Annotated in this window: 27 protein-coding genes; 10 read left to right on the plus strand and 17 right to left on the minus strand. The window is 63.8% G+C overall.

Translation table 11 applies throughout. The annotated features are described in order from the left end of the window. Window positions 1-99 precede the first annotated feature (99 nt). The 6 genes from IVB54_RS05840 to IVB54_RS05865 all read right to left on the minus strand — a co-directional run bounded on the left by IVB54_RS05840 (window position 100) and on the right by IVB54_RS05865 (window position 4,689). Window positions 100-243, minus strand: a complete 144-nt coding sequence (locus IVB54_RS05840) for a hypothetical protein (protein WP_247296202.1) — start codon at window positions 241-243, stop codon at window positions 100-102. A 101-nt stretch (window positions 244-344) separates the two neighbouring features. Further along, window positions 345-986 carry a hypothetical protein gene (locus IVB54_RS05845; protein ID WP_247777096.1) on the minus strand — a complete coding sequence of 214 codons (642 nt, stop codon included), beginning with the start codon at window positions 984-986 and terminating at the stop codon, window positions 345-347. Then, the gene (locus IVB54_RS05850; protein ID WP_247777097.1) at window positions 983-1,414 is read right to left on the minus strand and encodes a hypothetical protein; all 432 of its coding nucleotides are present in this window, start codon (window positions 1,412-1,414) and stop codon (window positions 983-985) included. The genes IVB54_RS05845 and IVB54_RS05850 overlap by 4 nt, the downstream gene beginning before the upstream one ends. Window positions 1,415-1,651: 237 nt before the next feature. Next, a complete protein-coding gene (locus tag IVB54_RS05855) occupies window positions 1,652-2,590 on the minus strand; it encodes an AEC family transporter (RefSeq protein ID WP_247296200.1) in 939 nt (312 codons plus the stop codon). A gap of 6 nt (window positions 2,591-2,596) precedes the next feature. Next, a complete protein-coding gene (locus IVB54_RS05860; RefSeq protein WP_247296197.1) occupies window positions 2,597-3,520 on the minus strand; it encodes a CoA ester lyase in 924 nt (307 codons plus the stop codon). A gap of 2 nt (window positions 3,521-3,522) precedes the next feature. After that, window positions 3,523-4,689, minus strand: a complete 1,167-nt coding sequence (locus IVB54_RS05865; protein ID WP_247296195.1) for a CaiB/BaiF CoA-transferase family protein — start codon at window positions 4,687-4,689, stop codon at window positions 3,523-3,525. A gap of 321 nt (window positions 4,690-5,010) precedes the next feature. Here IVB54_RS05865 and IVB54_RS05870 point away from each other — a divergent pair, with 321 nt between their 5' ends. Together IVB54_RS05870 and IVB54_RS05875 are read left to right on the plus strand one after the other, a co-directional pair. Then, entirely contained in the window at window positions 5,011-5,385 is a 375-nt protein-coding gene (locus tag IVB54_RS05870) for a hypothetical protein (protein WP_247296193.1), read from the plus strand. A 458-nt stretch (window positions 5,386-5,843) separates the two neighbouring features. Beyond that, on the plus strand, window positions 5,844-6,521 hold the full coding sequence (locus IVB54_RS05875) for a ParA family protein (RefSeq protein WP_007596685.1): 678 nt from the start codon (window positions 5,844-5,846) through the stop codon (window positions 6,519-6,521). Window positions 6,522-6,650: 129 nt separating this feature from the next. On the opposite strand, the gene IVB54_RS05880 is transcribed toward IVB54_RS05875, so the two are convergent. The 5 genes from IVB54_RS05880 to trxB form a co-directional block, all read right to left on the minus strand. Beyond that, the gene (locus tag IVB54_RS05880) at window positions 6,651-6,830 is read right to left on the minus strand and encodes a hypothetical protein (protein ID WP_007596684.1); all 180 of its coding nucleotides are present in this window, start codon (window positions 6,828-6,830) and stop codon (window positions 6,651-6,653) included. Window positions 6,831-6,926: 96 nt separating this feature from the next. After that, window positions 6,927-7,073, minus strand: coding sequence for a hypothetical protein (locus IVB54_RS05885; RefSeq protein ID WP_247777098.1), 147 nt, complete (start codon window positions 7,071-7,073; stop codon window positions 6,927-6,929). Window positions 7,074-7,245: 172 nt separating this feature from the next. Beyond that, window positions 7,246-8,154 (minus strand): 4-hydroxy-tetrahydrodipicolinate synthase, encoded by a 909-nt coding sequence (locus IVB54_RS05890; protein ID WP_247296191.1) that lies wholly within the window; start codon window positions 8,152-8,154, stop codon window positions 7,246-7,248. Between the two features lie 462 nt (window positions 8,155-8,616). Beyond that, window positions 8,617-9,540 carry a LysR family transcriptional regulator gene (locus IVB54_RS05895; protein ID WP_007614700.1) on the minus strand — a complete coding sequence of 308 codons (924 nt, stop codon included), beginning with the start codon at window positions 9,538-9,540 and terminating at the stop codon, window positions 8,617-8,619. A gap of 5 nt (window positions 9,541-9,545) precedes the next feature. Then, window positions 9,546-10,511: a thioredoxin-disulfide reductase gene (gene trxB / locus IVB54_RS05900; RefSeq protein ID WP_247296188.1), complete on the minus strand. Its 966-nt coding sequence runs from the start codon at window positions 10,509-10,511 to the stop codon at window positions 9,546-9,548. A gap of 264 nt (window positions 10,512-10,775) precedes the next feature. Here trxB and IVB54_RS05905 point away from each other — a divergent pair, with 264 nt between their 5' ends. Further along, window positions 10,776-11,255: an Lrp/AsnC family transcriptional regulator gene (locus IVB54_RS05905; protein WP_007596676.1), complete on the plus strand. Its 480-nt coding sequence runs from the start codon at window positions 10,776-10,778 to the stop codon at window positions 11,253-11,255. Window positions 11,256-11,372: 117 nt separating this feature from the next. Here IVB54_RS05905 and greA read toward each other — a convergent pair whose 3' ends face one another. The 3 genes from greA to IVB54_RS05920 form a co-directional block, all read right to left on the minus strand. Then, window positions 11,373-11,846: a transcription elongation factor GreA gene (gene greA, locus IVB54_RS05910; RefSeq protein WP_007596674.1), complete on the minus strand. Its 474-nt coding sequence runs from the start codon at window positions 11,844-11,846 to the stop codon at window positions 11,373-11,375. Between the two features lie 211 nt (window positions 11,847-12,057). Further along, entirely contained in the window at window positions 12,058-15,522 is a 3,465-nt protein-coding gene (gene carB, locus IVB54_RS05915) for a carbamoyl-phosphate synthase large subunit (protein WP_247777099.1), read from the minus strand. 145 nt (window positions 15,523-15,667) lie between these two features. Next, entirely contained in the window at window positions 15,668-16,837 is a 1,170-nt protein-coding gene (locus IVB54_RS05920; RefSeq protein WP_247777100.1) for an MFS transporter, read from the minus strand. Between the two features lie 112 nt (window positions 16,838-16,949). Between IVB54_RS05920 and IVB54_RS05925 the strand changes: the two genes are divergently transcribed. Then, window positions 16,950-17,321, plus strand: coding sequence for a helix-turn-helix transcriptional regulator (locus tag IVB54_RS05925; RefSeq protein ID WP_247296184.1), 372 nt, complete (start codon window positions 16,950-16,952; stop codon window positions 17,319-17,321). Window positions 17,322-17,585: 264 nt separating this feature from the next. On the opposite strand, the gene IVB54_RS05930 is transcribed toward IVB54_RS05925, so the two are convergent. After that, entirely contained in the window at window positions 17,586-18,287 is a 702-nt protein-coding gene (locus IVB54_RS05930; protein ID WP_247296182.1) for a class I SAM-dependent methyltransferase, read from the minus strand. A gap of 88 nt (window positions 18,288-18,375) precedes the next feature. Here IVB54_RS05930 and IVB54_RS05935 point away from each other — a divergent pair, with 88 nt between their 5' ends. Continuing rightward, entirely contained in the window at window positions 18,376-18,924 is a 549-nt protein-coding gene (locus tag IVB54_RS05935; RefSeq protein WP_247777498.1) for a DNA starvation/stationary phase protection protein, read from the plus strand. A gap of 124 nt (window positions 18,925-19,048) precedes the next feature. Here IVB54_RS05935 and IVB54_RS05940 read toward each other — a convergent pair whose 3' ends face one another. Together IVB54_RS05940 and carA are read right to left on the minus strand one after the other, a co-directional pair. After that, window positions 19,049-19,570 carry a hypothetical protein gene (locus IVB54_RS05940; RefSeq protein ID WP_247360997.1) on the minus strand — a complete coding sequence of 174 codons (522 nt, stop codon included), beginning with the start codon at window positions 19,568-19,570 and terminating at the stop codon, window positions 19,049-19,051. Between the two features lie 165 nt (window positions 19,571-19,735). Then, complete coding sequence (gene carA / locus IVB54_RS05945; RefSeq protein WP_026232561.1) at window positions 19,736-20,926, minus strand: glutamine-hydrolyzing carbamoyl-phosphate synthase small subunit; 1,191 nt, start codon at window positions 20,924-20,926, stop codon at window positions 19,736-19,738. Window positions 20,927-21,072: 146 nt separating this feature from the next. Between carA and IVB54_RS05950 the strand changes: the two genes are divergently transcribed. From IVB54_RS05950 to IVB54_RS05970, 5 genes are all read left to right on the plus strand, one after another. Further along, window positions 21,073-21,801 carry an alpha/beta hydrolase gene (locus tag IVB54_RS05950; RefSeq protein ID WP_204512331.1) on the plus strand — a complete coding sequence of 243 codons (729 nt, stop codon included), beginning with the start codon at window positions 21,073-21,075 and terminating at the stop codon, window positions 21,799-21,801. A 33-nt stretch (window positions 21,802-21,834) separates the two neighbouring features. Beyond that, a complete protein-coding gene (locus IVB54_RS05955) occupies window positions 21,835-22,290 on the plus strand; it encodes a GatB/YqeY domain-containing protein (RefSeq protein ID WP_018453597.1) in 456 nt (151 codons plus the stop codon). Between the two features lie 160 nt (window positions 22,291-22,450). Continuing rightward, window positions 22,451-23,587 (plus strand): epoxide hydrolase family protein, encoded by a 1,137-nt coding sequence (locus IVB54_RS05960; protein WP_247296249.1) that lies wholly within the window; start codon window positions 22,451-22,453, stop codon window positions 23,585-23,587. A gap of 118 nt (window positions 23,588-23,705) precedes the next feature. After that, the gene (locus IVB54_RS05965; protein WP_204512330.1) at window positions 23,706-25,316 is read left to right on the plus strand and encodes an acyl-CoA synthetase; all 1,611 of its coding nucleotides are present in this window, start codon (window positions 23,706-23,708) and stop codon (window positions 25,314-25,316) included. Between the two features lie 9 nt (window positions 25,317-25,325). After that, window positions 25,326-25,793, plus strand: a complete 468-nt coding sequence (locus IVB54_RS05970) for a MarR family transcriptional regulator (RefSeq protein ID WP_018453600.1) — start codon at window positions 25,326-25,328, stop codon at window positions 25,791-25,793. Window positions 25,794-25,797 lie beyond the last annotated feature (4 nt).

Genomic DNA, 25,797 nt, shown 5'->3' on the forward strand with positions numbered 1-25,797 from the left:
CGGACTCGTCGTCGTGATTGGTGTGGTGCTCTCGTTCCTGGGCCTGCGCTGATTGTATTTGGGAGGTGGTGCGGCGCACTCGCCAAGCCGCCGACCACCTCACCTCGCCACCACCCACACCACCACCGGCAACGTCACCGCCGCCAGCAGCGTGCCCGGAGCCACCGCAACTGACACCGGGTTCACCCGCCGCTGATACTGCACGGCGAAGATGTACGTATTCGCGCAGGTCGGCACCTGCATTGGGTCGAGCGCGCATACCACCAGGATGCTCGGCTTCTCGCCCCCTCGAAGCACGAAGCCACAGCTCCGTCGGGAAATCAGTCTGCCAGCTACCCGCCCCATCACGGCGTCGGGGCGACCACATCCTTGAAGTCAGACAAAGCGCGAATGGCTGCCGTTCTGTTCAACACAAATCGCTTCACTTCCTCTTGCTGGCTCGAACTCAAATCCGTCCAGTGATGTTTTTCAGTTGGGAAGCTGATCAGAAGGCCTTCGCTGCGGTGCTGTGCGACTTGGACAGGAACAACGTCATCAGGTGTGTCGACGAGATACTGGTCTGACGGATGATTTTCGGCTTTGAGTGTTCCGGATTGCACCTGATTGGATACCTCGGGAATACCCAACGAGAAACCGAGCGCCTTCAGATCGAAGACCAATGAGCCGGGATGAGTATCGACGCTGACGAACTGGAGAAAGCTGGTCTGCGACTTGGTCACGCCGGTTTTAAGATGACCGTGAACGACCCGCACGAGCTGGCCTTCCGATCCGTTGATCCAGTCTTCGAAGTCCATGAGCGGCGTCGTGAACACGACCGGCTTGCCCACTTGCGCATCCCGCAATTGTTTGGGATCGAACTTGTCGAAGCTCAGGGGCGACACCTTGGGCACCTTCTTGAACATGCCGGCACCGATGGTCAGATCACCGCCGATAATCGGCCCAAAAAGCGAAAGTTCGCGCCCTGTACTCAAGTTCTTGATCTTCACCGGAGCAAGCTCGATTTGACGCCGATACCCGAGGCGCCAAAGAGCGCTGCGATTTTCATCTCCCAGAAGGTGCTCGGCGCATAAACAAGCCGAGGCGGACGGTGCACCTTCTTGTAACCGCCCGTACCTGTCCAAACCAGGTCGACCATGAGGACGACACTGCGATCGATGGCGGCGTTATCTTCGCCGGCCGTCGGAAACGGTTCCGTGCTCCCGACTGCCTTTTGGCCAAGCGCGACGGGCAATCCCGGCAGCTGCATTTTGACGATGGGATCGACCTGGTCGAAGATCGTTTTCGCCCTGAATTCCGATAGGCGTTGGTTCAGTGCGGATGCCGCCGCCTTCGTGCGGGCACCTCTCCAGCGTCGGCTGGCGTGACCAACGCATGTGATGCGGACCGAAACCGTCCCATCTTTGGGAATGCCCATGGAACTGCTCCTTTATTGCAGATCTCTTTTTGGTCAGTTGAGCGTTTGGACCGGTTCAATGCGCCGAAATGGATTTATCACGCGTGTGCTGTCAGGGGTTCCACGCAGATCACACGGCTTTGGACAGCGACGACAAGGTGTCGCCACGAACGCTGATATGCGGATTGCGTTCGATGCCAACAGCTGGATGACATCAAAGAAGTTTTGCTCCAAGCGAGTTATCGCGCACAGCCTGCCTCACCTCGCCACCACCCACACCACCACCGGCAACGTCACAGCCGCCAGCAGCGTGCCCAGCGCCACCGCGCCCGATACCGGGTTCACCAGCCGCTGATACTGTACCGCGAAGATATACGCATTGGCGCCGGTCGGCATCGCCGCAAACAGCACGACGACGCCGGCCGCGAGTGGCGGCAGGTCGAGCATCCTTGCCAGCGCGAAGGCGGCCGCCGGCATCGCCAGCAGTTTGAGCGCGCTCATCACGACCACGCTCAACATCTCGCCCTTGACCTCGAACCTGAACAGATTGATGCCGAGCGCGATCAGCGCCGCCGGCGATCCCGCCTGCGCCAGCAGCTCGACGGTTCGGTCGACGACGGGATGCAGGCCGAGGCCGGTGAGGCGCCAGACGAGGCCGAAGCCGATCGCGAGCATGATCGGGTTGCGGGCGAGATCGCGCAGCACCGGCAGGATCAGCGACGCGGCAGAGGCGGTCTGCTTGCGGTCGACCAGCTCCATCTGCAGCGTGCCGCAGAGCCAGAGCAGCGGCGTGTTCACCGACAGGATCAGCGCCATCGGGCCTGCCGCCTCATTGCCGAGCGCCGAGAGCGTCAGGGGAATGCCGAGCATCACGATGTTGCCGTAGACCGAGCCGATCGCGAACACGACGCCGTCCTCGCGGTCCTCGCGCCGCTGCCGCAGCAGCGCCGAGAGCAGGAGCGCCGCGATCCAGGTCAGCGCGAGCGCGCCGTAATAGGCGCCCCACATCCGCCACGGGCTGACGCCGGAAAATTCCGAGACGACGATGGTGCGGAACAGCAGCGCGGGAATCGCGATGCTGAAGGCGAATTCGCTGATGCCCTTGTGCGCGGTCTCCGAGACGAAGCGAAACAGCACCGCGGCATAGCCGGCCGCGATCAGCGCAAACACCGGCGCGACGATCAGCACCGTGGTCATGCGCCGCTACGACCCCATCTCGATGATCCGGCGCGCCATCCGCACATTGGCATAGTCGATCATCTTGCCGTCGAGCGTCACCGCGCCCTGGCCCTGCGCCTCGGCGTGCTCCATGGCCGCGACCACCCGCCGCGCGTGCGCGAGCTCGGTGTCGGACGGGACGAACGCCCGCAGCGTCGGCTCGATCTGGTCGGGATGGATCACCTGCTTGCCGTCAAAACCCATCGCAGCCGCCTTGAGCGCGCTGCTTTCCGTCAGTCTGCCATCCCGGAACGCGCCGCACGGACCGTCGATGGCGCGCAGGCCGAACGCGCGCGCCGCCACCAGCAGGCGCATCATCGGATAGGCGAACAGATCGAGCGGGGCGGTGGCATAGCCGCTCTGGATGGAGCCGACATGGCGGTAGTCGTCCGGCGACGCGCCGATTTCCGAGGAGCGGGCGCCGATCGACGCCGCGAAATCGCCGACGCCGAGATGAAGGGCGGCGACGCTGTCGTGCGCGGCCGCGAGCGCGTCGACATTGACGAGACCGAGCGCAGTCTCGATCAGCAGTTCGAGCGCCACAGGCGAGGGGCGATCCGGCGCGGCGGCGCGCAGCTGATCGGCAATGGCGGCGATGTCGCTCGCGCGCTCCGCCTTCGGCACGATCACCGAATCCAATCTGGGAAGCGCAGCGAGCGTGCCGATTTCCTGCGCGATGAAGGGGCTGTCGACGGCGTTGAGCCTGACGGCGACGACCTTGTTGCCCCAATCCAGCGAGGATAGCGCCCGCGCAGCTTCCTCCAGCGCCGCGCTCTTCTCGGAGGGCGGGACGGCGTCCTCGAGATCCATAAACACCGCATCCGCGGCCGAGGCAGCCGCCTTGGCGACGAGACGGGAGCGATGCGCCGGAACGGCCAGATAGACCCGCGTCGGCCGCTGAGGGGCCATCGTCATGTCTCCTTTGCGAGACCGAGTTCGCTGAGGATGGATTGGTTGTGTTGCCCGACGTCAGGCACGGGATCCATCCGGGGCGACAGGCCGGGAATGGTGAGAGCCGGCAGGAAGCTCATCACCGGGCCGCAACGAGATCCCACCGTTTGCACCCGGGAGCGGGCGCGGAGCTGCTCGTGCTCCAGGAAAGCCTCGACCGAATTCAGATGCGCGTTGGCGATCGAGGCCTCGTCGAGCAGCCGCAGCACCTCGTCACTGGTCATCGCTGCAAAACGCTGCTCGATATGGACCTGCAGATCGTCCCTGTTCTGCATGCGCAGCGGATTGCTGCGGAAGCGGGGGTGGTCGGCAAGGGCCGCCTCGCCAAGCACGACGGCGCACAGCGATCGCCATTCCCGGTCGTTCTGGATGCCGAAGAAAATCGTGTTGCCGTCTCCGACGCGGAACGGGCCATACGGCGCTATCGTTGCGTGCCTTGCCCCGGTTCGCGGCAGTGGCCGGCCCGTACTCTGCGTATAGAAGGCGGGATAGCTCATCCAGTCCGTGATGGAATCGAACAGCGAGGCCTGGAAGGCGGTGCCCTTGCCGGTGCGCTCGCGGCGATATAGCGCCATCAGCACGCCGTTGAGGATGTACATGCCGGTGGCGATATCGACCACCGACAGCCCAACCTTGGCGGGCTCCGCCTCGGTGCCGTTGATGGCGAGAACGCCGGCCTCGCACTGCACGAGGAGATCGTAGGCCTTCTTGTCGCTGTAGGGACCGCCCGCGCCATAGCCCGACACGTCGCAGGCGATGATCCGGGGATACTTCCGCAGCAGCGATGCGGCATCGAGGCCCAGCCGCTCCGCCGCGCCGGGCGCCAGGTTCTGGATGAAGACGTCGGCCTGCGGCAGCAGGGCCTTGAGCACCTCCTGGCCTTCAGGGCTCTTGATGTCGATGGCGAGGCTTTCCTTCGACCTGTTGGTCCAGACGAACTGGCTGGACATCCCGTTCATCACGTGATCGTAGTCGCGGCAGAAATCGCCGTCGCCCGGCCGCTCGATCTTGATGACGCGCGCGCCCCAGTCCGCAAGATGCCGGCTGGCAAGAGGAGCCGCGATCGCCTGCTCGAGCGAGACCACCGTCACGCCGGACAGCGGCAGCTCCGCCTCATGTCGCTCCATGCAATCGTCTCCGCTCCCGCTCACGCTTTTGTCCAGCGCAGGAGACAAGCCGACCACCCCACGCACGTTCTGTGATGATGGCATCATGCTCCTGTTTTGCCCGACGAGTCAAACCTCATTTCGTAAAATCCGCAAATCGCGATCCGCAAAGTTCAATCGCCACATGGACTTGGCTACTGTGCATGGGGTTGTTTTCGCGTTTTTTGTTTTGGGGGTCCCTGTTGCCGAGACCGCACACGTCCCGCCTTTCGCATCTCCCCTCGGTTGCCAACGAACCCCCGTTCACCCACTATCGTCTCCGACTCGACATTTGGGGGATCGATGCCGGCGTTCCGCTTTAAGAAATCCGTGAAGACATACACGGCTGCCGCGATCACGGGGATCGCCCTGGCCGTCCTGATCCAGCCGGGTGAAGGCTTTGCCTACTCCCAGGAGGAGCAGCAGGCCTGCACGCCGGATGCGATGCGGCTGTGCGGCGAGTTCGTTCCGAACGTCGACGCCATCACCGCCTGCATGATCCAGAAGAAGTCGCAGCTCTCGCCGCAGTGCCGCGCGTTCTTTCGGCCTGGACCGGAGCCGGGCATGGCGGCCGCGCCCCGCGCCGGCAAGCCGACCAGCATCGCGCCCAGGAGCTCGGGCCGGACGGCGAAGAAGAGCACCAAGCCGGCCAAGAAGAAGAAAGCCAGCGAAGGCTGAACGCGGGCGCCGCGTTCCCTTTTTGAAACTCGATCATGCCCGGGCCACAGCGCGCAGTGCGTTTGATGTCCCGGGCATTTGCGTGTCCAGCCCTCGTTCGCTCGCCCCTTGAGTCAAACTGACCCAGGCATCAGCCCCACACCAGCCACCGGACTCCTTTTGTTCGCCTCGGCGTGCGGAAGCTTGCGATAAGGCAGGACGGAAACGGCTAGCGAAACGGATTGCGCGGCGAGGTTGCATTCCGCTTCGTCCTGCCAAGGCTGCTCAAAAAACGCACGATTGCTGGCGTGAAGGTGTTGCGATGCAGCTCGCACCCGTCGTCGCACGCAGTAGTGTGACTCAAAAGCCAACGCGCTTTGTTATTTCATGGCGCCAGCATAACTTATGATAAATTTTTCTTTCCCGAATCACCGCGGTGATTCATTTTCGCCGCCTGGGGTCAATCTGGAGGCAGAGGTATGAACGTTATTGTTTTTGCATCGCGTAAAGGTGGCTCAGGCAAGAGTACGCTGGCCGCACATCTCGCCGCGCAGATCAAGGCGACCAAGCCGATCCTGCTCGTCGATGCGGATCCGCAAGGCTCGCTCACGCTGTGGCACAAGCTGCGTGGCACCAACGAACCGCCGATCAAGTCCGCGGTGAACTCGGTCAGCGGCATCGTCTCCGCGGCCAAGCGCGACGGTTATGAATGGGTGTTGATCGACACGCCGCCGAACCTGTCGGCCGTCGTCGACGACGCCATCCGCAACGCCACCATGGTGGTGATTCCCGCCCGTCCCGGCGTGTTCGACGTCAACGCGGTGCAGGAAACCATCCAGATGTGCCGTGCGGCACGCAAGCCCTACGCGGTCGTGCTCAACGGTGCGCCGGCGCGCCGCGACGAGTCCGAAAGCCCGATCGTCACCATCGCCCGCGAGGCGTTGGCGAAGTTCCGTGCTCCGGTGTGGGGCGGCCAGATCACCAACCGTTCGGATCTGCTGATGGCGCTGAGCCACGGCGAGGGCGCGCGGGAATATCAGGCCGAGAGCCGTGCGGCGCAGGAAATCGCAAGGCTGTGGGCGGCGATCGAACGTTCGGTAAAGGCTATTCGCGGCACGGCGTCGGCGTCCGGCGCAATGCACAAGCAGGCGGCGTAATTTTCATAAATCATTCCCCGGACGAAAAACGCGCGGACATCCGCGCGTTTTGCGTTTTTGGGCGAGCACGATCCGGAAAAGTGTGAAGCGGTTTTCCGATAAGATCGTGCTCAAGAAAGTGGATGGAAGTTACGCCACCATCAGCATGTAGAACACGATCACCGGCGACAGAGTGAGGATCACCGACCAGATGCCGGCGGCCCACAGAATGTCCTCGGTGGTAAAGCCCTGCTGTCCAGCGTCGTAATGCGACGCCATCTCGTTATGACTATTCACAAACGCCCCCGCGATTTCTTCGCTTATGGGCATGAACGCTACACGGGATATTTTAGAATTCCGGGTCGCAGTTTCGCGCGCTTTTGAACACAGCTGCTACCACGAGTTAACCATCGCGGCGCGCTGGCATCACGCCAGCCAGACTCGAAACACCAGCACCGGCATCAGGCCGAGCATCACCGCCCAGAAGCCGAACGACGACATCACCACAATTCCCCGCAAGAAATCAGCCGACGCGAACATGTCTGCCGCCGTCGGGCGGATGCGTTGCCCCATGATCATTCCCCCATTTGAAAAGACTTTGAATGAAGACGATAGGCGCGTTTGCGTAAACGAGCCGTGGATGCGCCATGCGGCAGCAGCGAAGGCCGTTGGGCGGGGTTAACCACGGTGCGTCTTCCCTTCTCCCGCAAGAGAGAAGGGAAGCCTGCCGGGAGAGGTGAAGCATCTAAGCCGCGACTTGCATCCGCCGTTCGATCTCGCAATCGAGCTGCACGGCGAGTTCGCTGCCGATCTCGACCATCGGCAGGCGCACTTCGGGGCTGTCGATCAGGCCCGCGCGCCACAGCCAGTATTTTGCCGGGGCGGGACTGGGCTCGGTGAACAACAGGCGCGTCAGGTCCGCGACCTCCTGCCAGCGCGCCAGCGCTGCATCGTGATTGCCGCGCTTCAGCTCGGCATGGACAGCCGCGAACGTCGCGGTCTCGAGATGGGCTGACAGCACGATGCCGCCATCGGCGCCGTCGCTGAGCGCCTCGAAATAATTCGCATCCTCGCCGGTCAGCACGCGAAAGTCCGCAGGGCGGTCGCGCAGCAGCGCGATGGATTGCTCGCGGCTCGCGCCGCAATCCTTCAGGCCGATGATGCTCGGATGCCCGGCGAGCCGCAGCAGCGTCTGGTTGGTGATGTTGACCGAGGTGCGATAGGGAATGTTGTAGAGCGCGAACGGCCAGGCGGCGTGATCGGCGAGCGCCTCGAAATGCGCCAGCAGCCCCCGCTGCGACGGCCGCACATAATACGGGCTCGCGATCAGATAACCGTCGATCGGCCAGTCCGCGGTCTCGTCGAGACGCTCCTTCAGCCGCGAGGTGTCCGCGCCTGAAAGTCCGAGGCAGATCGGAAGCTTGCTGTGGGCGGTGGTCAGCTCGTCGCGCACGATGGCGACGAGGCGTTCGAGTTCGGCTTCGCGCAGCGTCATGCCTTCACCGGAGGTCGCCCCCAGGATGAAGCCGTCGACGGCCTGCCCGCTGTAATGCCGTGTCAGCCGGCGCAGCGACCTCTCGTCGAGAGCGCCGTCGCGAAACGGCGTTATCAGCGGCAGCCAGAGCCCGTGCAATTGTTCCTGTAGTCCGGTCATGTTCCATCTCCTTCTCGGGAAAAATCCTGAGACGGGGCACATGAAAAAACCCCGTCCAGGCGGCGGGGTTTTCGAAGTTTCGGCTCGCGATGACGAAGGCTGTTAGCGCGCGCAAAAATCCGAGGTCCCCAGATGGGGGCCTTTTTTCGAGGCGACTGCCTGCGAGGAGATTGCGCACGACTTCGTGATCATTCGCAAATGATGCGGGGTAAGCATGGAACTGTCAATACACGCGGAGGGCGATGGCCGGATTTGCCAAAAAAAAGCCGGGCTCGATCGAGCCCGGCTTAAGGTATTGGCCACGTGAGGCCGACACAATCACCTTCCAAGAGGGATTACTGAACTCCCGCGTCACTGGAGGAGGGGGACAAATGCGCAACGCGAAGGCTCAGCGTAGAAACATTATGGGCTAGCCTCGCGCCATGCATCAAGCGTCCAAGCCGCATGTCAGACATGCGGAAATCAGGACGGCCAGCGCTGCGCTTTGCTCACCACGAAGTCGCGGAACACTTGCACGCGCGCGACCGTCTTCAGCTCTTCCGGATAAACAAAATACGTATCGAGCTGGATCGAATCCGATTCGCCGAACAGCTGCACGAGGCGGCTCTGTTCTTCGATCAGATAGTCCGGCAGCGCCGCGATGCCGAGGCCCTGCTGACAGGCGCGGACGAGGCCGAGAATGTTGTTGACCCTGAAATAGGCTTCGCGCGGACCCGAGCCGTTGCGCCCCGCTTCGACCAGCCAGTTGCGGTTCTGAAGATGCGGGGCGAAGTTGCCGTCAGAGAGCGTGATGATGCGGTGGGAGTCGAGCTCCTCCAGCGTGCGCGGCGTGCCGAAGCGCTTGATGTAATCAGGCGAGCAATAGGCGTGGAAGCCCATCGCGAACAGCTTGCGCTGAATGAGATCCGGCTGCGTCGGCTTGCGGGTGCGGATCGCGACGTCGGCCTCCCGCATCGACAGGTCGAGCTCCTCGTCGGTGACGATCAGCGAGATCCGGATTTCCGGATAGAGCGCGGTGAATTCGCCGAGCCTGGGGATCAGCCAGTTGATGCCGACGCCGGGCGTGGTGGTGATCTTGAGATCGCCGCTCGGCCGCTCGCGGCTGTCGGTCAGTTTCGCGCGCGCCGCCTGCAGCTGCATGAAGACGTCATGGGCGGTGCGGAACAGGAGGTCGCCCTGTTCGGTGAGGATCAGGCCGCGGGCGTGGCGGTGGAACAGCGAGACCGAGAGCTCCTGCTCCAGTGCCGAGACCTGGCGTGACACCGCCGATTGCGACAGGCCGAGCTGCTCGCCCGCGTGCGTGAAGCTGCCCGCTTCCGCCGCGGCGTGAAACACCTTCAGCTTGTCCCAGTCCATATCCGTAAATCCGTCGCGTGTTCTTGCCATGATGTCTATTCCGCTGCCGCGCGCTCGCTGGCGCGCAGGGCCAAAAATCGTTCCGCCTCGAGCGCCGCCATGCAGCCGAGGCCGGCCGCCGTGACCGCTTGACGATAGGTCTCGTCGGCGACGTCGCCGGCGGCGAACAGGCCGGGGACCGAGGTCGCGGTCGAGTTCGGGGCGACCTCGACATAGCCCGACGGTTTCAGCTTGACCTGCCCAGCCACGAGCTCGGTCGCCGGGGCATGCCCGATGGCGATGAAGACGCCGTCGGTCGGCACATCGGTCAACGCGCCGGACTTGACGTTCTTGAGTCGCACATGGGTGACCTTGTTCGGGTTCTCGGTGCCGCAGATCTCGTCGACGGCTGAGTCCCAGACCACCTTGATCTTCGGGTGCTTGAACAGACGCTCCTGCAGGATGCGTTCGGCGCGGAAGTGATCGCGACGATGCACGATGGTGACCTGCGAGGCATGGTTGGTGAGATACAGGGCTTCTTCGACCGCGGTATTGCCGCCGCCGACCACCACGACTTGCTTGTTGCGGTAGAAGAAGCCGTCACAGGTGGCACAGGCCGACACGCCGCCGCCCTGGAATTTCGCTTCGGACGGCAGCCCGAGCCAGCGCGCCTGGGCGCCGGTGGCGAGGATCACGGTGTCGGCGAGATAGACGTCACCGCTATCGCAGGTGAGGCGAAAGGGTCGCTGCGAGGTGTCGAGCTTCGTCACCAGATCGGTCTTGATCTGGGTGCCCACATGCAGCGCCTGCTTCTCCATCTGCTCCATCAGCCAGGGGCCCTGGATCACGTCGGCGAAGCCGGGATAGTTCTCGACCTCGGTGGTGATGGTGAGCTGGCCGCCTGCCTGGATGCCCTGGATCAGGATCGGCTCGAGCATCGCGCGCGCGGCGTAGATCGCCGCCGTGTAGCCTGCGGGGCCGGAGCCGATGATGACGACCTTTGCATGGACAGCGGCGGACATTTCGACAGATGCCTTTCACGGGGGACTGCAGCGCGGGCGCGGAACGTGCCGGGAGGCCTCGCGGAGGCGCTGAAATATCAGAGGTAATCTAAGCCTTCTGGTGAGCTATGCAAGAATTGCATTCCCTATCGGCGGATTTTTCCAACAGGGAACAAAAGTCGATTGCGCTGCACGCGCAATAAAATTGCGCCGGTCGTGCGGTCTGGGCTATGAGGATTGCGACAAAGCCACCGATACCGCCGCAAGACCAGGAGTTCCAATCACGTGTCGCGGAACCTAGACGAGATCGACCTGAAGATTCTCACCGAGATTCAGGCCGACGGTCGAATCACGAATGTCGAGCTGGCCAAGCGCGTCGGCATTTCGCCCCCGCCCTGCCTGCGCCGCGTGCGGGCGCTGGAGGAGGAGGGGTATATCCACGGCTATCGCGGGCTTCTGGATGCACGCAAGCTCGGCTTCGACGTCACGGTGTTTGCCGCAGTGCACCTCTCCAGCCAGGCAGAGGCCGATTTGCGCGCCTTCGAGGAGTTCGTCCGCGCCGAGCCGCTGGTGCGCGAGTGCTGGATGCTGTCGGGCGAAGTCGATTTCATCCTGAAATGCGTCGCACCCGACATGGCCACCTTCCAGGATTTCGTCACCCACCTGACCGCCGCCCCGCACGTCCGCAACGTGCGGACCTCGCTGGTGCTGCACAATTCGAAATACGAGGCGGCCGTGCCGCTCGACGTGAGAGGAAGAAGGTAGTTCGTCCTCTCCCCGCAGGCGGAGCGAGGTGGAGTAAGCCGCACCCCCTCGGCAACACTAGATATAAAAAGGCCGCGCATCGCGCGGCCTTTTCAAATCACGCGCGACGGCAAATCGTTACCGCCACTCCACCTTGGTGATCTCATAAGCCTTGGCGCCGCCGGGTGCGTTGACCTCGACGGTTGAGCCCTTCTTCTTGCCGATCAGCGCGCGCGCGAGCGGCGAGGTGATGGAGATGCGGCCCTTCTTGGCGTCGGCCTCGACCTCGCCGACGATCTGCCACACCGTCTTCTTTTCGGTGTCCTCGTCGACCAGTGTCACGGTCGCGCCGAACTTGATGGTGTCGCCGGACAGCTTCGAGATGTCGATGATGTCGGCGCGCGCCAGCTTGTCCTCGAGCTCGGCGATGCGGCCTTCATTGTGGGACTGCTCTTCCTTCGCGGCGTGGTATTCCGCGTTCTCCGAAAGGTCTCCGTGCGAGCGCGCCTCGGCGATATGCTCGATGATCCGCGGACGGTCCTCCGACTGGCGCTTCTTCAGTTCTTCCCCGAGCGCGGCAAAGCCGCCCGCTGTCATCGGTACCTTTTCCATCTCTTCTCTCGTCCTTCGGTCGCGCGCGCCCTGAAAAGTCAGCGCGCACGCAACTTGATTCGTCAGTCTGTCCGGGGGCTCAACGCGCGTGCCGCCGAACGTTCATATGGGCTTGGCACCGGAACAGAACAACCATATGGCCGGACAGTTCCTCCGGCCATAGTGGCTTCACCGCCAATCACTAACAGAAGGTTGGGCCTTCCGCTCGCGATCAGGTTTCCGAAAAGTAGCTCTGCAGGGTCCGAACCTCAAGGTCCCCGCCCAGATAGGCGCGGATGCCCTGCGCGGCCGCCACGGCCCCGGAAAGAGTGGTGTAATACGGCACTTTATGCAAGAGGGCCGCGCGCCGCAGAGAACGGCTGTCGGCGAGCGCCTGCGGGCCTTCGGTGGTGTTGAAGACGAGCTGGATGTCGCCATTGGTGATGGCATCGACGATGTGCGGCCGGCCCTCCAGCACCTTGTTCACCTTCTCGGTCGGGATCCCCTGGTCGGTCAGGAAGCGGGCCGTGCCCGACGTCGCCAGCACCTTGAAGCCGAGCGAATGCAGCTCGCGAACGGCCTCGGTGATGCGCGTCTTGTCGCTCTCGCGAACCGAAACGAACACCGTGCCCTTGCGCGGCACCCGCGTGCCGCCGCCGAGCTGGCTCTTGGCGAACGCCACCGCAAAGGAGCGGTCGATGCCCATGACCTCGCCGGTCGAGCGCATCTCGGGGCCGAGCACGGTATCGACCCCGGGGAAGCGGGCGAACGGAAACACCGATTCCTTCACGCCGACATGATCGAGGTTCGCCTTCTTCAGGTTGAAATCGGCGAGCTTCTCGCCGGCCATGATGCGCGCCGCGATCTTCGCCACCGGCGTACCGACCACCTTGGCGACAAAGGGCACCGTGCGCGAGGCCCGCGGATTGACTTCGAGCACGTAGATCTCGCCGTCCTTGATGGCGTATTGCACATTCATCAGGCCGACGACGTCGAGGCCGAGGGCCAGCTCGCGGGTCTGCCGCTCCAGCTCCTCGATCATCTTGTCGTCCAGCGAGTGCGGCGGCAGCGAGCAGGCGCTGTCGCCGGAATGGATGCCGGCTTCCTCGATGTGCTCCATGATGCCGACGATGAAGGTGTCCTTGCCGTCGCAGAGGCAGTCGACGTCGATCTCGGTCGCATCGGACAGATAGCGGTCGAACAGCAGTGGGTTCTTGCCGAGCACGGTGTTGATCTGGCCGGTCTTGTCGTTCGGGTAGCGCGCCTTGACGTCGCCCGGCACCAGCTCCGGCAGCGTGCCGAGCAGGTAATCACTGAGCTGGTTTTCCTCGCGGATGATTTGCATCGCGCGGCCGCCGAGCACGTAGGACGGGCGCACCACCAGGGGCAGCCCGAGATCGGTTGCGACCAGGCGCGCTTGCTCGACCGAATAGGCGATGCCGTTCTTGGGCTGCTTCAGCCGCAGCTTGTCGAGCACCCGCTTGAAGCGGTCGCGGTCTTCCGCAAGGTCGATGGCGTCGGGCGAGGTGCCGAGGATCGGCACTTCGGCGGCTTCCAGCGCGCGCGCGAGCTTGAGCGGGGTCTGGCCGCCGAACTGCACGATCACGCCGTGCAGCGTGCCGTTCGTGCGTTCCTTCGCGATGATCTCCAGCACGTCCTCGGCGGTGAGCGGCTCGAAATAGAGCCGGTCGGCGGTGTCGTAGTCGGTCGACACCGTCTCCGGGTTGCAGTTCACCATGATGGATTCGTAGCCGGCGTCGTGCAGCGCGAAGCAGGCGTGACAGCAGCAATAGTCGAACTCGATGCCCTGGCCGATGCGGTTCGGTCCGCCGCCGAGGATGATGACCTTCTTCTTGTCGGACGGCGAGCTCTCGTCCGCAGGCGCGCCCGCGAACGGCGCCTCATAGGTCGAGTACATGTAGGCGGTGGGCGAAGCGAACTCGGCCGCGCAGGTGTCGATGCGCTTGTAGACCGGGCGAACGCCGAGCGCGTGTCGCTTCGCCGTGACCTCGGCCTCCGTCGTCTCTGCGATCACCGCGAGCCGGGCATCGGAGAAGCCCATGGCCTTGAGCGTGCGCATGCCGAAGGCGTTGCCCGGCAGGCCGTTCTTGCGGACCTTCGCTTCCATCTCGACGATGCCGCGCATCTCGCTGAGGAACCACGGATCGATCTTGCAGGAATTGAAGATCTCCTCGTCCGACCAGCCGAGCCGCATCGCCTGCCCGACCTGGAGCAGCCGGTTCGGTGTCGGCGTGCCCAGCGCAGCGCGGATCGCATTCTTATCGTCGTCGCGACCGAGACCTTCGATCTCGATCTCGTCGAGGCCGGTGAGGCCGGTCTCGAGCCCGCGCAATGCTTTCTGAAGGCTTTCCTGGAAGGTGCGGCCGATCGCCATGACTTCGCCGACCGACTTCATCGACGTAGTCAGCGTGGTGGAGGCACCGGGGAATTTCTCGAAAGCGAAACGCGGCACCTTGGTGACGACATAGTCGATCGTCGGCTCGAACGAGGCCGGCGTGGCGCCGCCGGTGATGTCGTTGGCGATTTCGTCGAGCGTGTAGCCGACCGCAAGCTTGGCGGCGACCTTTGCGATCGGAAAGCCGGTGGCTTTCGAAGCCAGGGCGGAGGAACGCGACACGCGCGGGTTCATCTCGATGACGACCATGCGGCCGTCTTCGGGATTGACGCCGAACTGCACGTTGGAGCCGCCGGTCTCGACGCCGATCTCGCGCAGCACCGCCAGCGAGGCGTCGCGCATGATCTGGTATTCCTTGTCGGTCAGCGTCAGCGCCGGCGCCACCGTGATGGAATCGCCGGTGTGAACGCCCATCGGATCGAGGTTCTCGATCGAGCAGACGATGATGCAATTGTCGTTCTTGTCGCGCACCACCTCCATCTCGTACTCTTTCCAGCCGAGCACGGATTCTTCGATCAGCACTTCGTTGGTGGGAGACGCATCCAGGCCGCGCTCGATGATGTCGAGGAACTCTTCCTTGTTGTAGGCAATGCCACCGCCGGTGCCGCCCATGGTGAAGGAGGGGCGGATGATCGCGGGCAGGCCGATCTCGGACAGCGCCATCAGCGCCTGGCCAAGCGCATATTCCTGGTAGCGCTTGCGGCGGTCGCTTTCGCCGAGTGTCCATTGCCGCTCGAGTTCTTCGAGTGCAGCGCCCGATGCCTTGGCGCGTTCGGCCTGGTACTTGTCGCGGAACGACTTCTTCAGGGCGGAGGCGTTGGCGAGCCGCGACTTAGGCGTCTCGAGCCCGATCTTGGTCATGGCCTCGCGGAACAGCTGGCGGTCCTCGGCCTTGTCGATCGCGTCCGCGGTGGCCCCGATCATCTCGACGTCGAACTTGTCGAGCGTGCCTTGCTGGCGCAGCGACAGCGCGCAGTTCAGCGCGGTCTGTCCGCCCATGGTCGGCAGCAGCGCGAAGCCGCCGGGAATGACGTGACGTTCCTTCTCGATGATTTTCGCGACGATCTCTGGCGTGATCGGCTCGATATAGGTCGCATCAGCCAATTCCGGATCGGTCATGATGGTGGCCGGATTGGAATTGACGAGGACGATGCGATAGCCCTCTTCCTTCAGCGTCTTCACCGCCTGGGTGCCCGAATAGTCGAACTCGCAGGCCTGGCCGATCACGATGGGACCGGCGCCGATGATCAGGATGGTGGTGATGTCTGTACGTTTGGGCATCAACTCTCGCCGAAGTGGAATTTGGGCACAAAAAAAGGGCGCGCCTGCTGCGCGTCCCTTTGGCCGAGAGCGCGGTGGTCCCCCCTCGCGCGCGGGGTGGGTCTTAGACCAGTTTTCCGGGCGGCGAAACCCCGAAAAACGCCCATCAACCGGCAATTTTGACCGGTTTTGGCCGGGCCTGCCAACCGCGGGCGAGATGGACCAGAAGAGCCGCCGAAACGCTTAATCCGCCGACCCAGCCGAGATCGGCGGGGCTCCACGCCGCAAGCACGGCGCCGCCCAAGGCACCGCCCATCGCAAAGCCGAGATACATGGCCGAGGCGTTGAGCGAGAGCGCGATCATCGAGGCCTGTGGCTCGATCCGGATGATGCTGGCGACCTGGGCCGGGTAGAACGCCCATCCCGAGATGCCCCAGAGGAAGATCGCACCTAGCACCGCGTAATGCGCCTGTTCCGGCATCAGCTTCAGGACCAGCGAATGCAGGATCAGCGCGCTGGCCATGCCGGCAAGTCCGAGACCTGCTGTGGCGAGCGTGCCGAGCCGGTCGGCCAGGACGCCACCGAACATGTTCCCGATCGCGGCGGCGCCGCCGAACACCAGCAGCGCGAGGCTGATCTGCGACGCATCGAATCCAAGGCCGCGCAGCGGGACCGCGAAATAGGTGAAGACGGTGAAGCCACCGAGCGCCCATAAAATCGTGATCAGAAGCGCCGTCAGGACATTGCGGTGACGCGCCACTGCCAGCCGATCGCTGAGCGAGGCCGTGTTGCGTGGCAGGCCGCGGGGCAGACCGAGCAGGAGGCCGGCGAGCGCAACGGCACCGATCAGGGCGACCATGGCAAAGGTCGCGCGCCAGCCGAGCAGGCTGCCGACGAGATTGCCGAGGGGAACGCCGATGACGGTCGCAACCGTGAGGCCCGAGGTAACCAGCGCCACCGCGCGGCCGCGTCGCTCCGGCGCGGCGACGGCCACGGATACGGCCAGCGCGGTCGGCATGCACAGCCCGGAGCCCAGCGCCATCAGCATGCGCGAGGCCAGCAGCAGGGCGTAATTCGACGCCACCATCGCCGCGAGGTTTCCGGCGATGAAGGTCGATAGCGCCAAGGCCAGCACGGTGCGGCGGTCGATATTGTTCAGTGTCACCGCCAAGATCGGCGAGCCGACCGCATAGGTGAGGGCGTAGGCTGTGACCAACTGCCCGGCGGCGGGGACGGAAATCGCCAGGTCCGTGGCGATCGACGGCAAAAGCCCAGCAATGACAAAGCCTTCCGTGCCGATCGCAAAGGCTCCCAAGGCCAACCAGAATACGCTCATCGGAGAAATCCCTATGTTCAACGTTTATTGAACTATTGATGGGACCGGGTCAGGAGTCAATTGGTTCAAGAACTATTGAACATCCAGGTCATTTCGCTATGCTCTTCGGACGATGAGCCGCACCCCACCCCACCCCACCCGCGAGCAGATCGAACTGCCGATGGTTCTGGATTGCCTGAGCGATCCGATCAGATTGGCGATCGTGTACCAGCTCGCGCAGCAGGAACGTGTCAGCGGCGAGCTGTGCTGTGGCGATTTCAACGGGCTCAGCGGCAAGTCGAATCTTGCCTATCACTTCGCCAAGCTGCGCGAATGCGGCCTGATGCAGACCCGCGTCGCCGGCACCAACCGCTTCGTGCGCCTGCGCCGCGACGATCTGGACGCACGCTTTCCGGGCCTGCTCGATGCTGTCATCACCTCCGCGGCAAAAGATGCCGACCGGCTGCGGCTTGTGTCGGAATGTGAAGTGGTTGAGGCTGATTGAGGATTGGGCGGCCAGTCCCTCTACGCTTGCCCTTCGCTCCAGCTACGCCGGACACGCTTAGCCCCCTTCGGGCCTCGCGTGGCTGCGCCACGCGTAGCCCCGTGAGGGGCGAAGCGTGGAGACCCGGCCTGGATTTGAACCAGGATAAAGAGCGATGCATCGCCCTCGCGTAGACACTTCCGCCACCGGGCCGCGGCGATCATTACCGATCGGGGTGCGACAAGCCACCTCAGGCAGACGTTATGCTTAACGGATCCACCAAGCTCAACGGACCAGCGGCGGCCGCGCGACGAACGTCATGCGCCAGCTATTGTGGCCGATATTGCGGTGAGCACGCTGGACCGCGAAGCCGACTCCCTTGAGCGTGGCGGTGATCTCCTCCTCACTGTAGCGCTGTAACCCGATGCGCGTTCGCAGCTGACGGTAATCCGACAGTGCGGTGCTGATCAGCCCGATCAGTGCATCTTTCAAAAAGCCGTGACGCAGGCCGAAGCTGAGCAGCGCCGTAACGTCCCTGAACATGCCGACATTGGGCTGGAGGATATCGCCCAGCACGAGCTTGCCCGAGGGCTTCAGGATACGGGAGAAGTTGAGGAGCGCGGCGTCGAGCTCGTCCGGCGTCATGTATTGCGCGACCGAGTTCATCACGACGAGATCGATCGACTGCTCCTGCATCTTGCGGACGTCGTCGAGCGAGCGGACGCGGATTTTCGTGTTCGGGGCAAACCGCGCGATCAACCGGCCGCGTACGCCGGGCGCAGGCTCGGCGAGGATCAGCTTGCCGCAGGCCGCCGCGACCTGGCTCGCCGACAGCGCCTCGCCGCAGGCATAGTCGAGCACGGTCGCCTCGGGCGAAGAGATGTAGCCGATGATGTCCCGCGCGATGATCTGGAAGTGCAAGTCGCGATGCAGCTTGCTGACATAGATCGTGTGCGTCGAGTCGTAATAATCGATCCAATCGTCCATGGTCGTCGAGGGCCCCGGCCAAACGGTTCCGTTGCAGGAACCGGCGCTGCCCGCCTGCGTTAGGGGTGCGGCGGCGCGCCGTCAATGTCTGCGTCCTAACAGGAAGGTTTCCCGTGAGCAAAGCTCCACAAAAGGTCTCGCCCACCTCGACACGCCCACCGATCTGTCGTCCCAGGCGGTCAACAAGGTTTCGGAGGCACTCAACGTGCTTCTGGCCGACGCGTTCGCGCTGTATCTGAAGACCAAGAATTTCCACTGGCACATCAGCGGCCGGCATTTCCGCGACTATCATCTGCTGCTCGACGAGCAGTCCGACCAGATCTTCGCCACCACCGACCAGCTCGCCGAGCGCGTCCGCAAGATCGGCGGCACCACGCTGAAATCGATCGGGCAGATCGCCAAGCTCCAGACCATCAAGGACAACAACGAAGACTATGTCCCGCCGCGCGAGATGCTGCGCGAGCTGATGCAGGACAACAAGCATGTCGCCGCCGCAATGCGCAAGGCGCACGAGGTCTGCGACGACGCCGGCGACGTCGCCAGCGCCAGCATCCTCGAGAACTTCATCGACGAGACCGAGCGCCGCACCTGGTTCCTGTTCGAAGCCACAAGACAGGAAGGCGCGAACGAGGCGTAGGGGCACACTGTCGTAGGGTGGCCAAAGGCGCGCTCTTCGCGCGCCGTGCCCACTATCTCTCCGCAGTTCAAACTGTTTGGTGGGCAGGCTTCGCTTTGCCCACCCTACTGCACCGTCTTTGTAGCTACCGCCACAACCGCATCAACGCCCCGTTCTTGCCCGTCACCGGATCGGCCGGCGGCCGCGCGACGTTTGGAATCGTCTTCAGCGCCTTGGCGTGGTTCTCCGGTGTTGCGCGGGTGACCTCCATCTTCGCGCCCGGCGGATAGGCGCCGATCACGCAGAAATCCGCGCTGGCCTTGATGCGTTGGTGACCTGTGCCGGCGGGCAGGATCGCGACGTCGCCGGCCTTGATCTCCAGCTCCTGGCCGTGGTCGCCGCCGAAGCGGACGCGCGCGCTGCCACGCGCAACGCCGAGCACCTCGTGCACCGTTGCGTGATAATGCAGATAATCGAACACGCCATTGCGCCACGTGCCGCCCCAGCCGTTCGCTTCGAACAAGCGTTCGATCGTCTCTTCCGGCTGTCTGGAATCGAGCTTCACCGCGGCCTGGTAGACCAGGAAGGGGAGGATATTGTTGGGCACGAGCCCGTCATCCTCAAATACGATGGCGAGCGGCTCGGCATTGTCGCGGACGACAGACATAAGAGGCTCCTGCGTGAGCGTAGCAGTGATCAACGAAGGGAGTTAAGCGGCGTTCCTCGTTCCGCTGTCATTCCGGATTCGCGCTGCGCTGCGCCCGGAACGACAAGAGCCCGGGCGAAGGCCCGGGCTCGATGTCGTCAAAGCAGTTGCAGGAGAGCGCGCGCCCTACACGCTCTTGTTCTGCCGCATCAGATCGGCAAAGCGCTGGAACAGATAGTGCGAGTCGCGCGGACCCGGTGAGGCCTCGGGGTGGTACTGCACCGAGAACACCGGCTTGCCGTCGAGCTGGATGCCGCAATTGGAGCCGTCGAACAGCGAGATGTGGGTCTGCGTCGCGCCCGTCGGCAGGGTGCTCTCGTCGACGGCAAAGCCGTGGTTCATCGAGGTGATCTCGACCTTGCCGGTGGTCTCGTCCTTCACGGGATGATTGGCGCCGTGATGGCCCTGGTGCATCTTCTTGGTCTTGGCGCCGACGGCGAGGCCGAGCATCTGATGGCCAAGGCAAATTCCGAATGTCGGCGTGCCCGACTTGATCACGTCCTGGATCACGGGCACGGCATATTTGCCGGTCGCGGCCGGATCGCCGGGACCGTTCGACAGGAACACGCCATCCGGCTTCATCGCCAGGATATCCTCGGACGACGTCGTTGCCGGCACCACCGTTACCTTGCAGCCGACGCCGGCGAGCAGGCGCAGAATGTTGCGCTTGATGCCGTAATCGATGGCGACCACGTTGAACTCAGGCTTGTCCTGGCGGCCAAAGCCCTTGTCCCAGAGCCAGGGCGTCTCGTCCCAGGTGAAGCGCTGGCCTGAGGTGACCATTGGCACCAGGTCCATGCCCTCGAGGCCGGGCCATTCGCGCGCTTCTTCCTTCAAGCCGTGCAGGTCGAACTCGCCGTCCCTGGCGTGCGCGATTACGGCGTTGGGCATGCCCTTGTTGCGGATCAGCGCGGTCAGCGCGCGGGTGTCGATGCCGGAGAGGCCGATGATGCCGCGCGCCTTCAGCCACTGGTCGAGGTGCTTGGTGGCGCGATAGTTCGAGGGATCGGTGATCGCGGTGCGCAGGATCACGCCGCGCGCGCCGGGCGTCGCGGCCATGTTCACCGTCTCGATGTCGTCGTCGTTAGTGCCGACATTGCCGATATGCGGGAAGGTGAAGGTGATGAGCTGGCCGGCATAAGAGGGATCGGTGAGGATCTCCTCATAGCCGGTCATCGCGGTGTTGAAGCAGACCTCGCCGACGGCTTGGCCTTCGGCGCCGAGGCCAAAGCCTTCGAGCACCGTGCCGTCGGCAAGCACCAACAGCGCGGTCGGTTTGTGGTCCGGCCAAGCGTGATCGTTATCATGTTGTGTCATGAGCCCGGTTCATAGTCCCCGCGGGCGCTGCCGTCAAAGCGGAGATGCGCCGATTCACATGCGTTTTTGCATATTTGACAGGTCGGCTTGGGCCCCTAAGCTCCGCAGCATAATTTCCGGCAAATTCCGGGGCTCGGGAGGCAATAATGGACCAGACGACGCCGATTCTGCTGGTTCCGGGATTAGCCTCCTCGGCCCGGATCTATGCACCGGTGATCCCGTCGCTGTGGCAGTTCGGCCCGGTGATGGTCGCCAACCATATTCGCGATGACAGCATGGCGGCGATCGCCCGGCGGGTGCTGAGCGAGGCGCCGCCGCGCTTCGCGCTCGCCGGCCATTCCATGGGCGGCTACATCGCCCTCGAGATCATGCGCCAGGCGCCCGAGCGGGTGGCCAGGCTCGCGCTGATCAACACTCAGGCGCGGCCCGACACGGAGGAGGCGACCGCACGCCGCCGCGGCCTGATGGAGCTGGCCCGGCGCGGGGAGCTGCGTGCCGCGCGCGAGGAGATGTTTCCCGAACTGGTGCATCCGTCGCGCCGCGACGATGCAGGCATTCGCCAGCTCGTACACGAGCAGGGCGATGACGTCGGCGTCGAAGGCTATCTGCGGCAGCAGACCGCGATCATCGCGCGGGTGGATTCACGGCCGACGCTTGCGACGATCAAATGCCCGACATTGGTGCTGACGGGCGATCAGGACAACACGATTCCCAACGCATTCTCGAAGGAGATGGCGGAGGGCATTGCCGGCGCAAGGCTCGTCGTTCTGGAGAATTGCGGACACCTGCCGCAACCGGAGCAGCCTGCGGCGACGGTGCGGGCGCTGGTCGAATGGCTGGGAACCCCGGTTGTCTCCGGGCTGCGAACGGCCTAGATCAGGCGTCGGATAGTCTAGGGGATCACGATCATGCTGCGCGACGACATCAACAATGCGGTCAAGGAGGCCATGAAGGCCAAGGAAGAGCGCAAGCTGTCCACGCTGCGCATGGTCAACTCGACCATCAAGAACGCCGACATCGAGGCGCGCGGCAACGGCAAGCCGCCGCTCTCGGACGCGGACTTGCTCGGCGTGTTTCAGAAGATGATCAAGCAGCGCCAGGAATCGGTTGAGCTCTACGAGAAGGGCGGCCGTGCCGAACTCGCCGCGCAGGAGCGCGACGAGATCGCGGTGATCTCCGCGTACTTGCCGAAGCAGATGTCGGATGACGACGTCAAGAAGGTGATCTCGGACGCGATCGCCGAGACCGGCGCCGCCGGCATGAAGGACATGGGCAAGGTGATCGCCGTGTTGAAGACCAAGTACGCCGGCCAGATGGATTTCGGCAAGGCCTCTGGTTTGGTGAAGGCTGCTCTGACGGGCTAGGCGGCCGCGCCGAAGGTTTGCCAGGAGCTGACAGACTATCATCCTGGTCACGCCCGGCCTTGTGCCGGGCATCCACGTTCTTCAAAATGGAGAGAAAGAACGTGGATGGCCGGGACGAGCCCGGCCATGACGAGAACCTCCGATGAGCAGGGCCTCTCCCATGACCGCCATTAAGCCGTTCCGCATCGCCATCAGCGACGACGTCCTCACCGACCTCAAGTCGCGCCTCGCCCGCACGCGCTGGCCGGAGGCGGAGCTGGTCGATGATTGGAGCCAGGGCGCGCCGCTGGCATGGATCCAGGAAATCTGCACCTATTGGGCTGATGGCTACGACTGGCGCGCGCGCGAAGCGAAACTCAACTGCTTCGAGCAGTTCACCACCGAGATCGACGGGCTCGACATCCACTTCCTGCATGCGCGCTCGAAGGAGCCGTCGGCACTGCCGCTGATCATCACCCATGGCTGGCCCGGCTCGATCGTCGAATTCCAGAAGGTGATCGCGCCCTTGGTCGATCCTGTCGCGCATGGCGGCAATCCTGCCGATGCCTTCCACGTTGTCTGCCCGTCGCTGCCGGGCTTTGGCTTTTCCGGCAAACCCAAGACCACCGGCTGGGGCGTCGATCGTATCGCCGCGACCTGGGCCCAGCTGATGGACCGGCTCGGCTATATCAGGTACGGCGCGCAGGGCGGCGACTGGGGCTCGGCAGTGACGACCTCGCTTGGCATGCAGGACGCCGAGCATTGCGCCGGCATCCACATCACGCTCGCCTTCAACGCCGCGCCGAAAGTCGAGGGCGAACCGACGCCGGAAGAGAAGCGCGCGCTCGCCGGCCTCCAGCATTACGTCGACCTCGACTCCGGCTATTCGAAGCAGCAATCGACGCGGCCGCAGACACTCGGCTACGGCTTGACGGATTCGGCGAGCGGGCAGGCGGCCTGGATTCTGGAAAAATTCTGGGCCTGGACCGATTGCAACGGTCATCCCGAGAACATCTTCACCAAGGACGAGCTGCTCGACAACGTCATGCTCTACTGGGCGACGGAGACCGCGACCTCGTCGGCGCGGCTCTATTGGGAAAGCTTTGGCAAGCGCCGGACCACGCCGGTCGTCAAGGTGCCGACGGGCGTGGCTGTCTTTCCCAGGGAGATCATCACGCCGGTGCGGCGCTGGATGGAGCCGAACTTCCGCAACATCACGCATTGGAGCGAGATGGAGAAGGGCGGCCATTTCGCCGCATTCGAGCAGCCGGAGCTGTATGTCGGCGAGGTCAGAAAGTTCTTCCGGACGGTGCGCTGAGACGCATTCTCCGTCAGGCCCGGACTTGTCCCGGGCATCCGCGCCCTTAAACTCAGGTCAAACAAGAACGTGGATGGCCGGGACAAGTCCGGTCAGACGACGCTGCCGGGAAACGACCATGCTCACCGAAGCCAGCACCTATGACGAACTCTACGGCAATTTCCGCTGGGAGATCCCGGCGCGCTTCAACCTGGCGGAGGCCTGCTGCGATCGCCACGCCGACGGCACCGGCCGGCTGGCGCTGGTCTATCTCGATGAGAACGGCGCCATCACGCGCACATCCTTCGACGATGTCGCGGAGATGTCGCGCCGTTTCGCCAATGTGCTGAGGGCGGATGGCCTTGTCCGCGGCGACCGCGTCGCGGTGTTCCTGTCGCAGTCGCTGGAGCTGCCGATCGCGCACATGGCCGCGTTCCGTTCGGCGATGATCTCCATTCCGCTGTTCGCATTGTTCGGCGAAGACGCGCTGGAATTCCGCCTGTCGAACTCGCAAGCGAGGGCGATCGTCACCGACGAGGGTGGCTGGGAGAAGCTTTCGAAGATTCGCGACCGTCTGCCGGAGCTGAAGAAGGTCTACATCGTTGGCGAACGAACGCCGGCGGGTACGACATCGTTCTGGAATTCGGTCAAGGCTGCATCGCCCGACTTCAGGCTGGTGGACACGTCTGCTGACGATCCCGCGCTGATCATCTACACCTCGGGCACGACGGGCAATCCGAAGGGCGCGCTGCACGCCCACCGCGTCGTGCTCGGACATCTCCCCAATGTCGAGATGTGCCACAACTTCCTGCCGCGCCCCGGCGATCTGATGTGGACGCCGGCGGACTGGGCCTGGATCGGCGGCCTCATCAACGGCCTGTTCGCGTTCTGGTACCACGGCATTCCCCTGGTCGGTCACCGCGCGCGAAAGTTCGAGCCGCAAGCGGCGATGCAGATGATGGCCGATCTCGGCGTGCGTAATGTGTTCCTGCCGCCGACCGCGCTGAAGCTGATGCGGCAGGCCGGCGTGACGCATTCCGGCATCAAGCTGCGCAGCATCTTTACCGGCGGCGAGTCCCTCGGCGGCGAGCTGCTCGGCTGGGTGCGCGAGACCTTCGGCGTCGACGCGCACGAGGTGTTTGGCCAGACCGAATGCAATCTCGTGATCGGCAGCAACGCGAATCTGTTTCCGATCCGCCCCGGTTCGATGGGCAAGGCGACGCCGGGTTTCGACGTCCGCATCGTCAATGACAGAGGCGAGGAGCAGCCACGTGGCCAGCGCGGCATCATCGGGGTGCGCCAACCCTGTCCTTGCACGATGCTCGAATACTGGCGCAATCCGGAGGCAACGTCGAAGAAATATGCCGGCGAGTTCCTGCTCACCGGCGATCTCGGGGTGCAGGACGAGGACGGTTACTTCTGGTACGTCAGCCGCGAGGACGACGTCATCACCACCGCCGGCTATCGTGTCGGCCCGTCCGAAATCGAGCACACGCTGATGAAGCACCCGGCGGTGGCGATGGCGGCGGTGGTCGGCATTCCCGATCCGATCCGCACTGAATCGATCAAGGCCTGGATCGTGCTGCGCCCGGGCTTTGCCGCCAGCGACGCACTCGCGCGCGAGATCCAGGAGTTCGTCAAGGTGCAACTCGCCGCCCACGAATACCCACGGTTCGTGGAGTTCGCGGAGACACTTCCAATGACCGCCACCGGAAAGGTGCTGCGGCGCGAGCTGCGGACGAGGGGTTAGCTTCCTGCAATGGCAAAGACGTCTCAAGCCGCGGGGCTTCACCGCGCTTCACTTGCGAAGCTGAGCGAACTCGATGCGGCGCTGGAGCTCATGTATTACGGCTGGCGCGGCATGACACTCGAAGCCGACGCATATCTCGCCAAGCAAGGACTGTCGCGCCCGCACCATCGCATCCTCTACGTGGTGGCGCGCCGGCCCGATATCGCGATCGGCTCGCTGATCGAGATCCTCGGCATTTCCAAGCAGGCCCTGAACCGGCCGCTCAATTTGTTGCTTGAGCGCAAGCTCCTGACCTCAAAACGCTCGCCCGAGCAGCATCGCTCGAAGCTGCTGCGCCTGACGGCCGCGGGGCAGCGCATCGAGCAGCGCGCATCGGACCACGAGCGCAAGGTGCTGCGCGAGGCGTTCGATCGCGTCGGAGCGACAGGTGCGGCTGCGTGGATGGGCGTGATGGAGGCGATCGCCGACACCAACTGACGAT

It is taken from the genome of Bradyrhizobium sp. CW1 (assembly GCF_023100665.1).
Lineage (GTDB): Bacteria > Pseudomonadota > Alphaproteobacteria > Rhizobiales > Xanthobacteraceae > Bradyrhizobium > Bradyrhizobium canariense_D.

Bases quoted from the DNA above. Each gene is read 5' to 3' on its own strand.
- IVB54_RS05885 (WP_247777098.1), bottom strand. From the start codon at position 7,073: ATGGGGCAACGCATCCGCCCGACGGCGGCAGACATGTTCGCGTCGGCT.
- IVB54_RS05940 (WP_247360997.1), bottom strand. From the start codon at position 19,570: ATGTCTGTCGTCCGCGACAATGCCGAGCCGCTCGCCATCGTATTTGAG.
- IVB54_RS05965 (WP_204512330.1), top strand. From the start codon at position 23,706: ATGCTCACCGAAGCCAGCACCTATGACGAACTCTACGGCAATTTCCGC.
- IVB54_RS05895 (WP_007614700.1), bottom strand. From the start codon at position 9,540: ATGGCAAGAACACGCGACGGATTTACGGATATGGACTGGGACAAGCTG.
- IVB54_RS05865 (WP_247296195.1), bottom strand. From the start codon at position 4,689: ATGGAGCGACATGAGGCGGAGCTGCCGCTGTCCGGCGTGACGGTGGTC.
- trxB (WP_247296188.1), bottom strand. From the start codon at position 10,511: ATGTCCGCCGCTGTCCATGCAAAGGTCGTCATCATCGGCTCCGGCCCC.
- carB (WP_247777099.1), bottom strand. From the start codon at position 15,522: ATGCCCAAACGTACAGACATCACCACCATCCTGATCATCGGCGCCGGT.
- IVB54_RS05925 (WP_247296184.1), top strand. From the start codon at position 16,950: ATGAGCCGCACCCCACCCCACCCCACCCGCGAGCAGATCGAACTGCCG.
- IVB54_RS05890 (WP_247296191.1), bottom strand. From the start codon at position 8,154: ATGACCGGACTACAGGAACAATTGCACGGGCTCTGGCTGCCGCTGATA.
- IVB54_RS05860 (WP_247296197.1), bottom strand. From the start codon at position 3,520: ATGGCCCCTCAGCGGCCGACGCGGGTCTATCTGGCCGTTCCGGCGCAT.
- IVB54_RS05955 (WP_018453597.1), top strand. From the start codon at position 21,835: ATGCTGCGCGACGACATCAACAATGCGGTCAAGGAGGCCATGAAGGCC.
- IVB54_RS05850 (WP_247777097.1), bottom strand. From the start codon at position 1,414: ATGGGCATTCCCAAAGATGGGACGGTTTCGGTCCGCATCACATGCGTT.
- IVB54_RS05930 (WP_247296182.1), bottom strand. From the start codon at position 18,287: ATGGACGATTGGATCGATTATTACGACTCGACGCACACGATCTATGTC.
- IVB54_RS05950 (WP_204512331.1), top strand. From the start codon at position 21,073: ATGGACCAGACGACGCCGATTCTGCTGGTTCCGGGATTAGCCTCCTCG.
- IVB54_RS05880 (WP_007596684.1), bottom strand. From the start codon at position 6,830: ATGCCCATAAGCGAAGAAATCGCGGGGGCGTTTGTGAATAGTCATAAC.
- IVB54_RS05870 (WP_247296193.1), top strand. From the start codon at position 5,011: ATGCCGGCGTTCCGCTTTAAGAAATCCGTGAAGACATACACGGCTGCC.
- IVB54_RS05920 (WP_247777100.1), bottom strand. From the start codon at position 16,837: ATGAGCGTATTCTGGTTGGCCTTGGGAGCCTTTGCGATCGGCACGGAA.
- IVB54_RS05840 (WP_247296202.1), bottom strand. From the start codon at position 243: ATGCAGGTGCCGACCTGCGCGAATACGTACATCTTCGCCGTGCAGTAT.
- carA (WP_026232561.1), bottom strand. From the start codon at position 20,926: ATGACACAACATGATAACGATCACGCTTGGCCGGACCACAAACCGACC.
- IVB54_RS05970 (WP_018453600.1), top strand. From the start codon at position 25,326: ATGGCAAAGACGTCTCAAGCCGCGGGGCTTCACCGCGCTTCACTTGCG.
- IVB54_RS05875 (WP_007596685.1), top strand. From the start codon at position 5,844: ATGAACGTTATTGTTTTTGCATCGCGTAAAGGTGGCTCAGGCAAGAGT.
- IVB54_RS05960 (WP_247296249.1), top strand. From the start codon at position 22,451: ATGACCGCCATTAAGCCGTTCCGCATCGCCATCAGCGACGACGTCCTC.
- greA (WP_007596674.1), bottom strand. From the start codon at position 11,846: ATGGAAAAGGTACCGATGACAGCGGGCGGCTTTGCCGCGCTCGGGGAA.
- IVB54_RS05855 (WP_247296200.1), bottom strand. From the start codon at position 2,590: ATGACCACGGTGCTGATCGTCGCGCCGGTGTTTGCGCTGATCGCGGCC.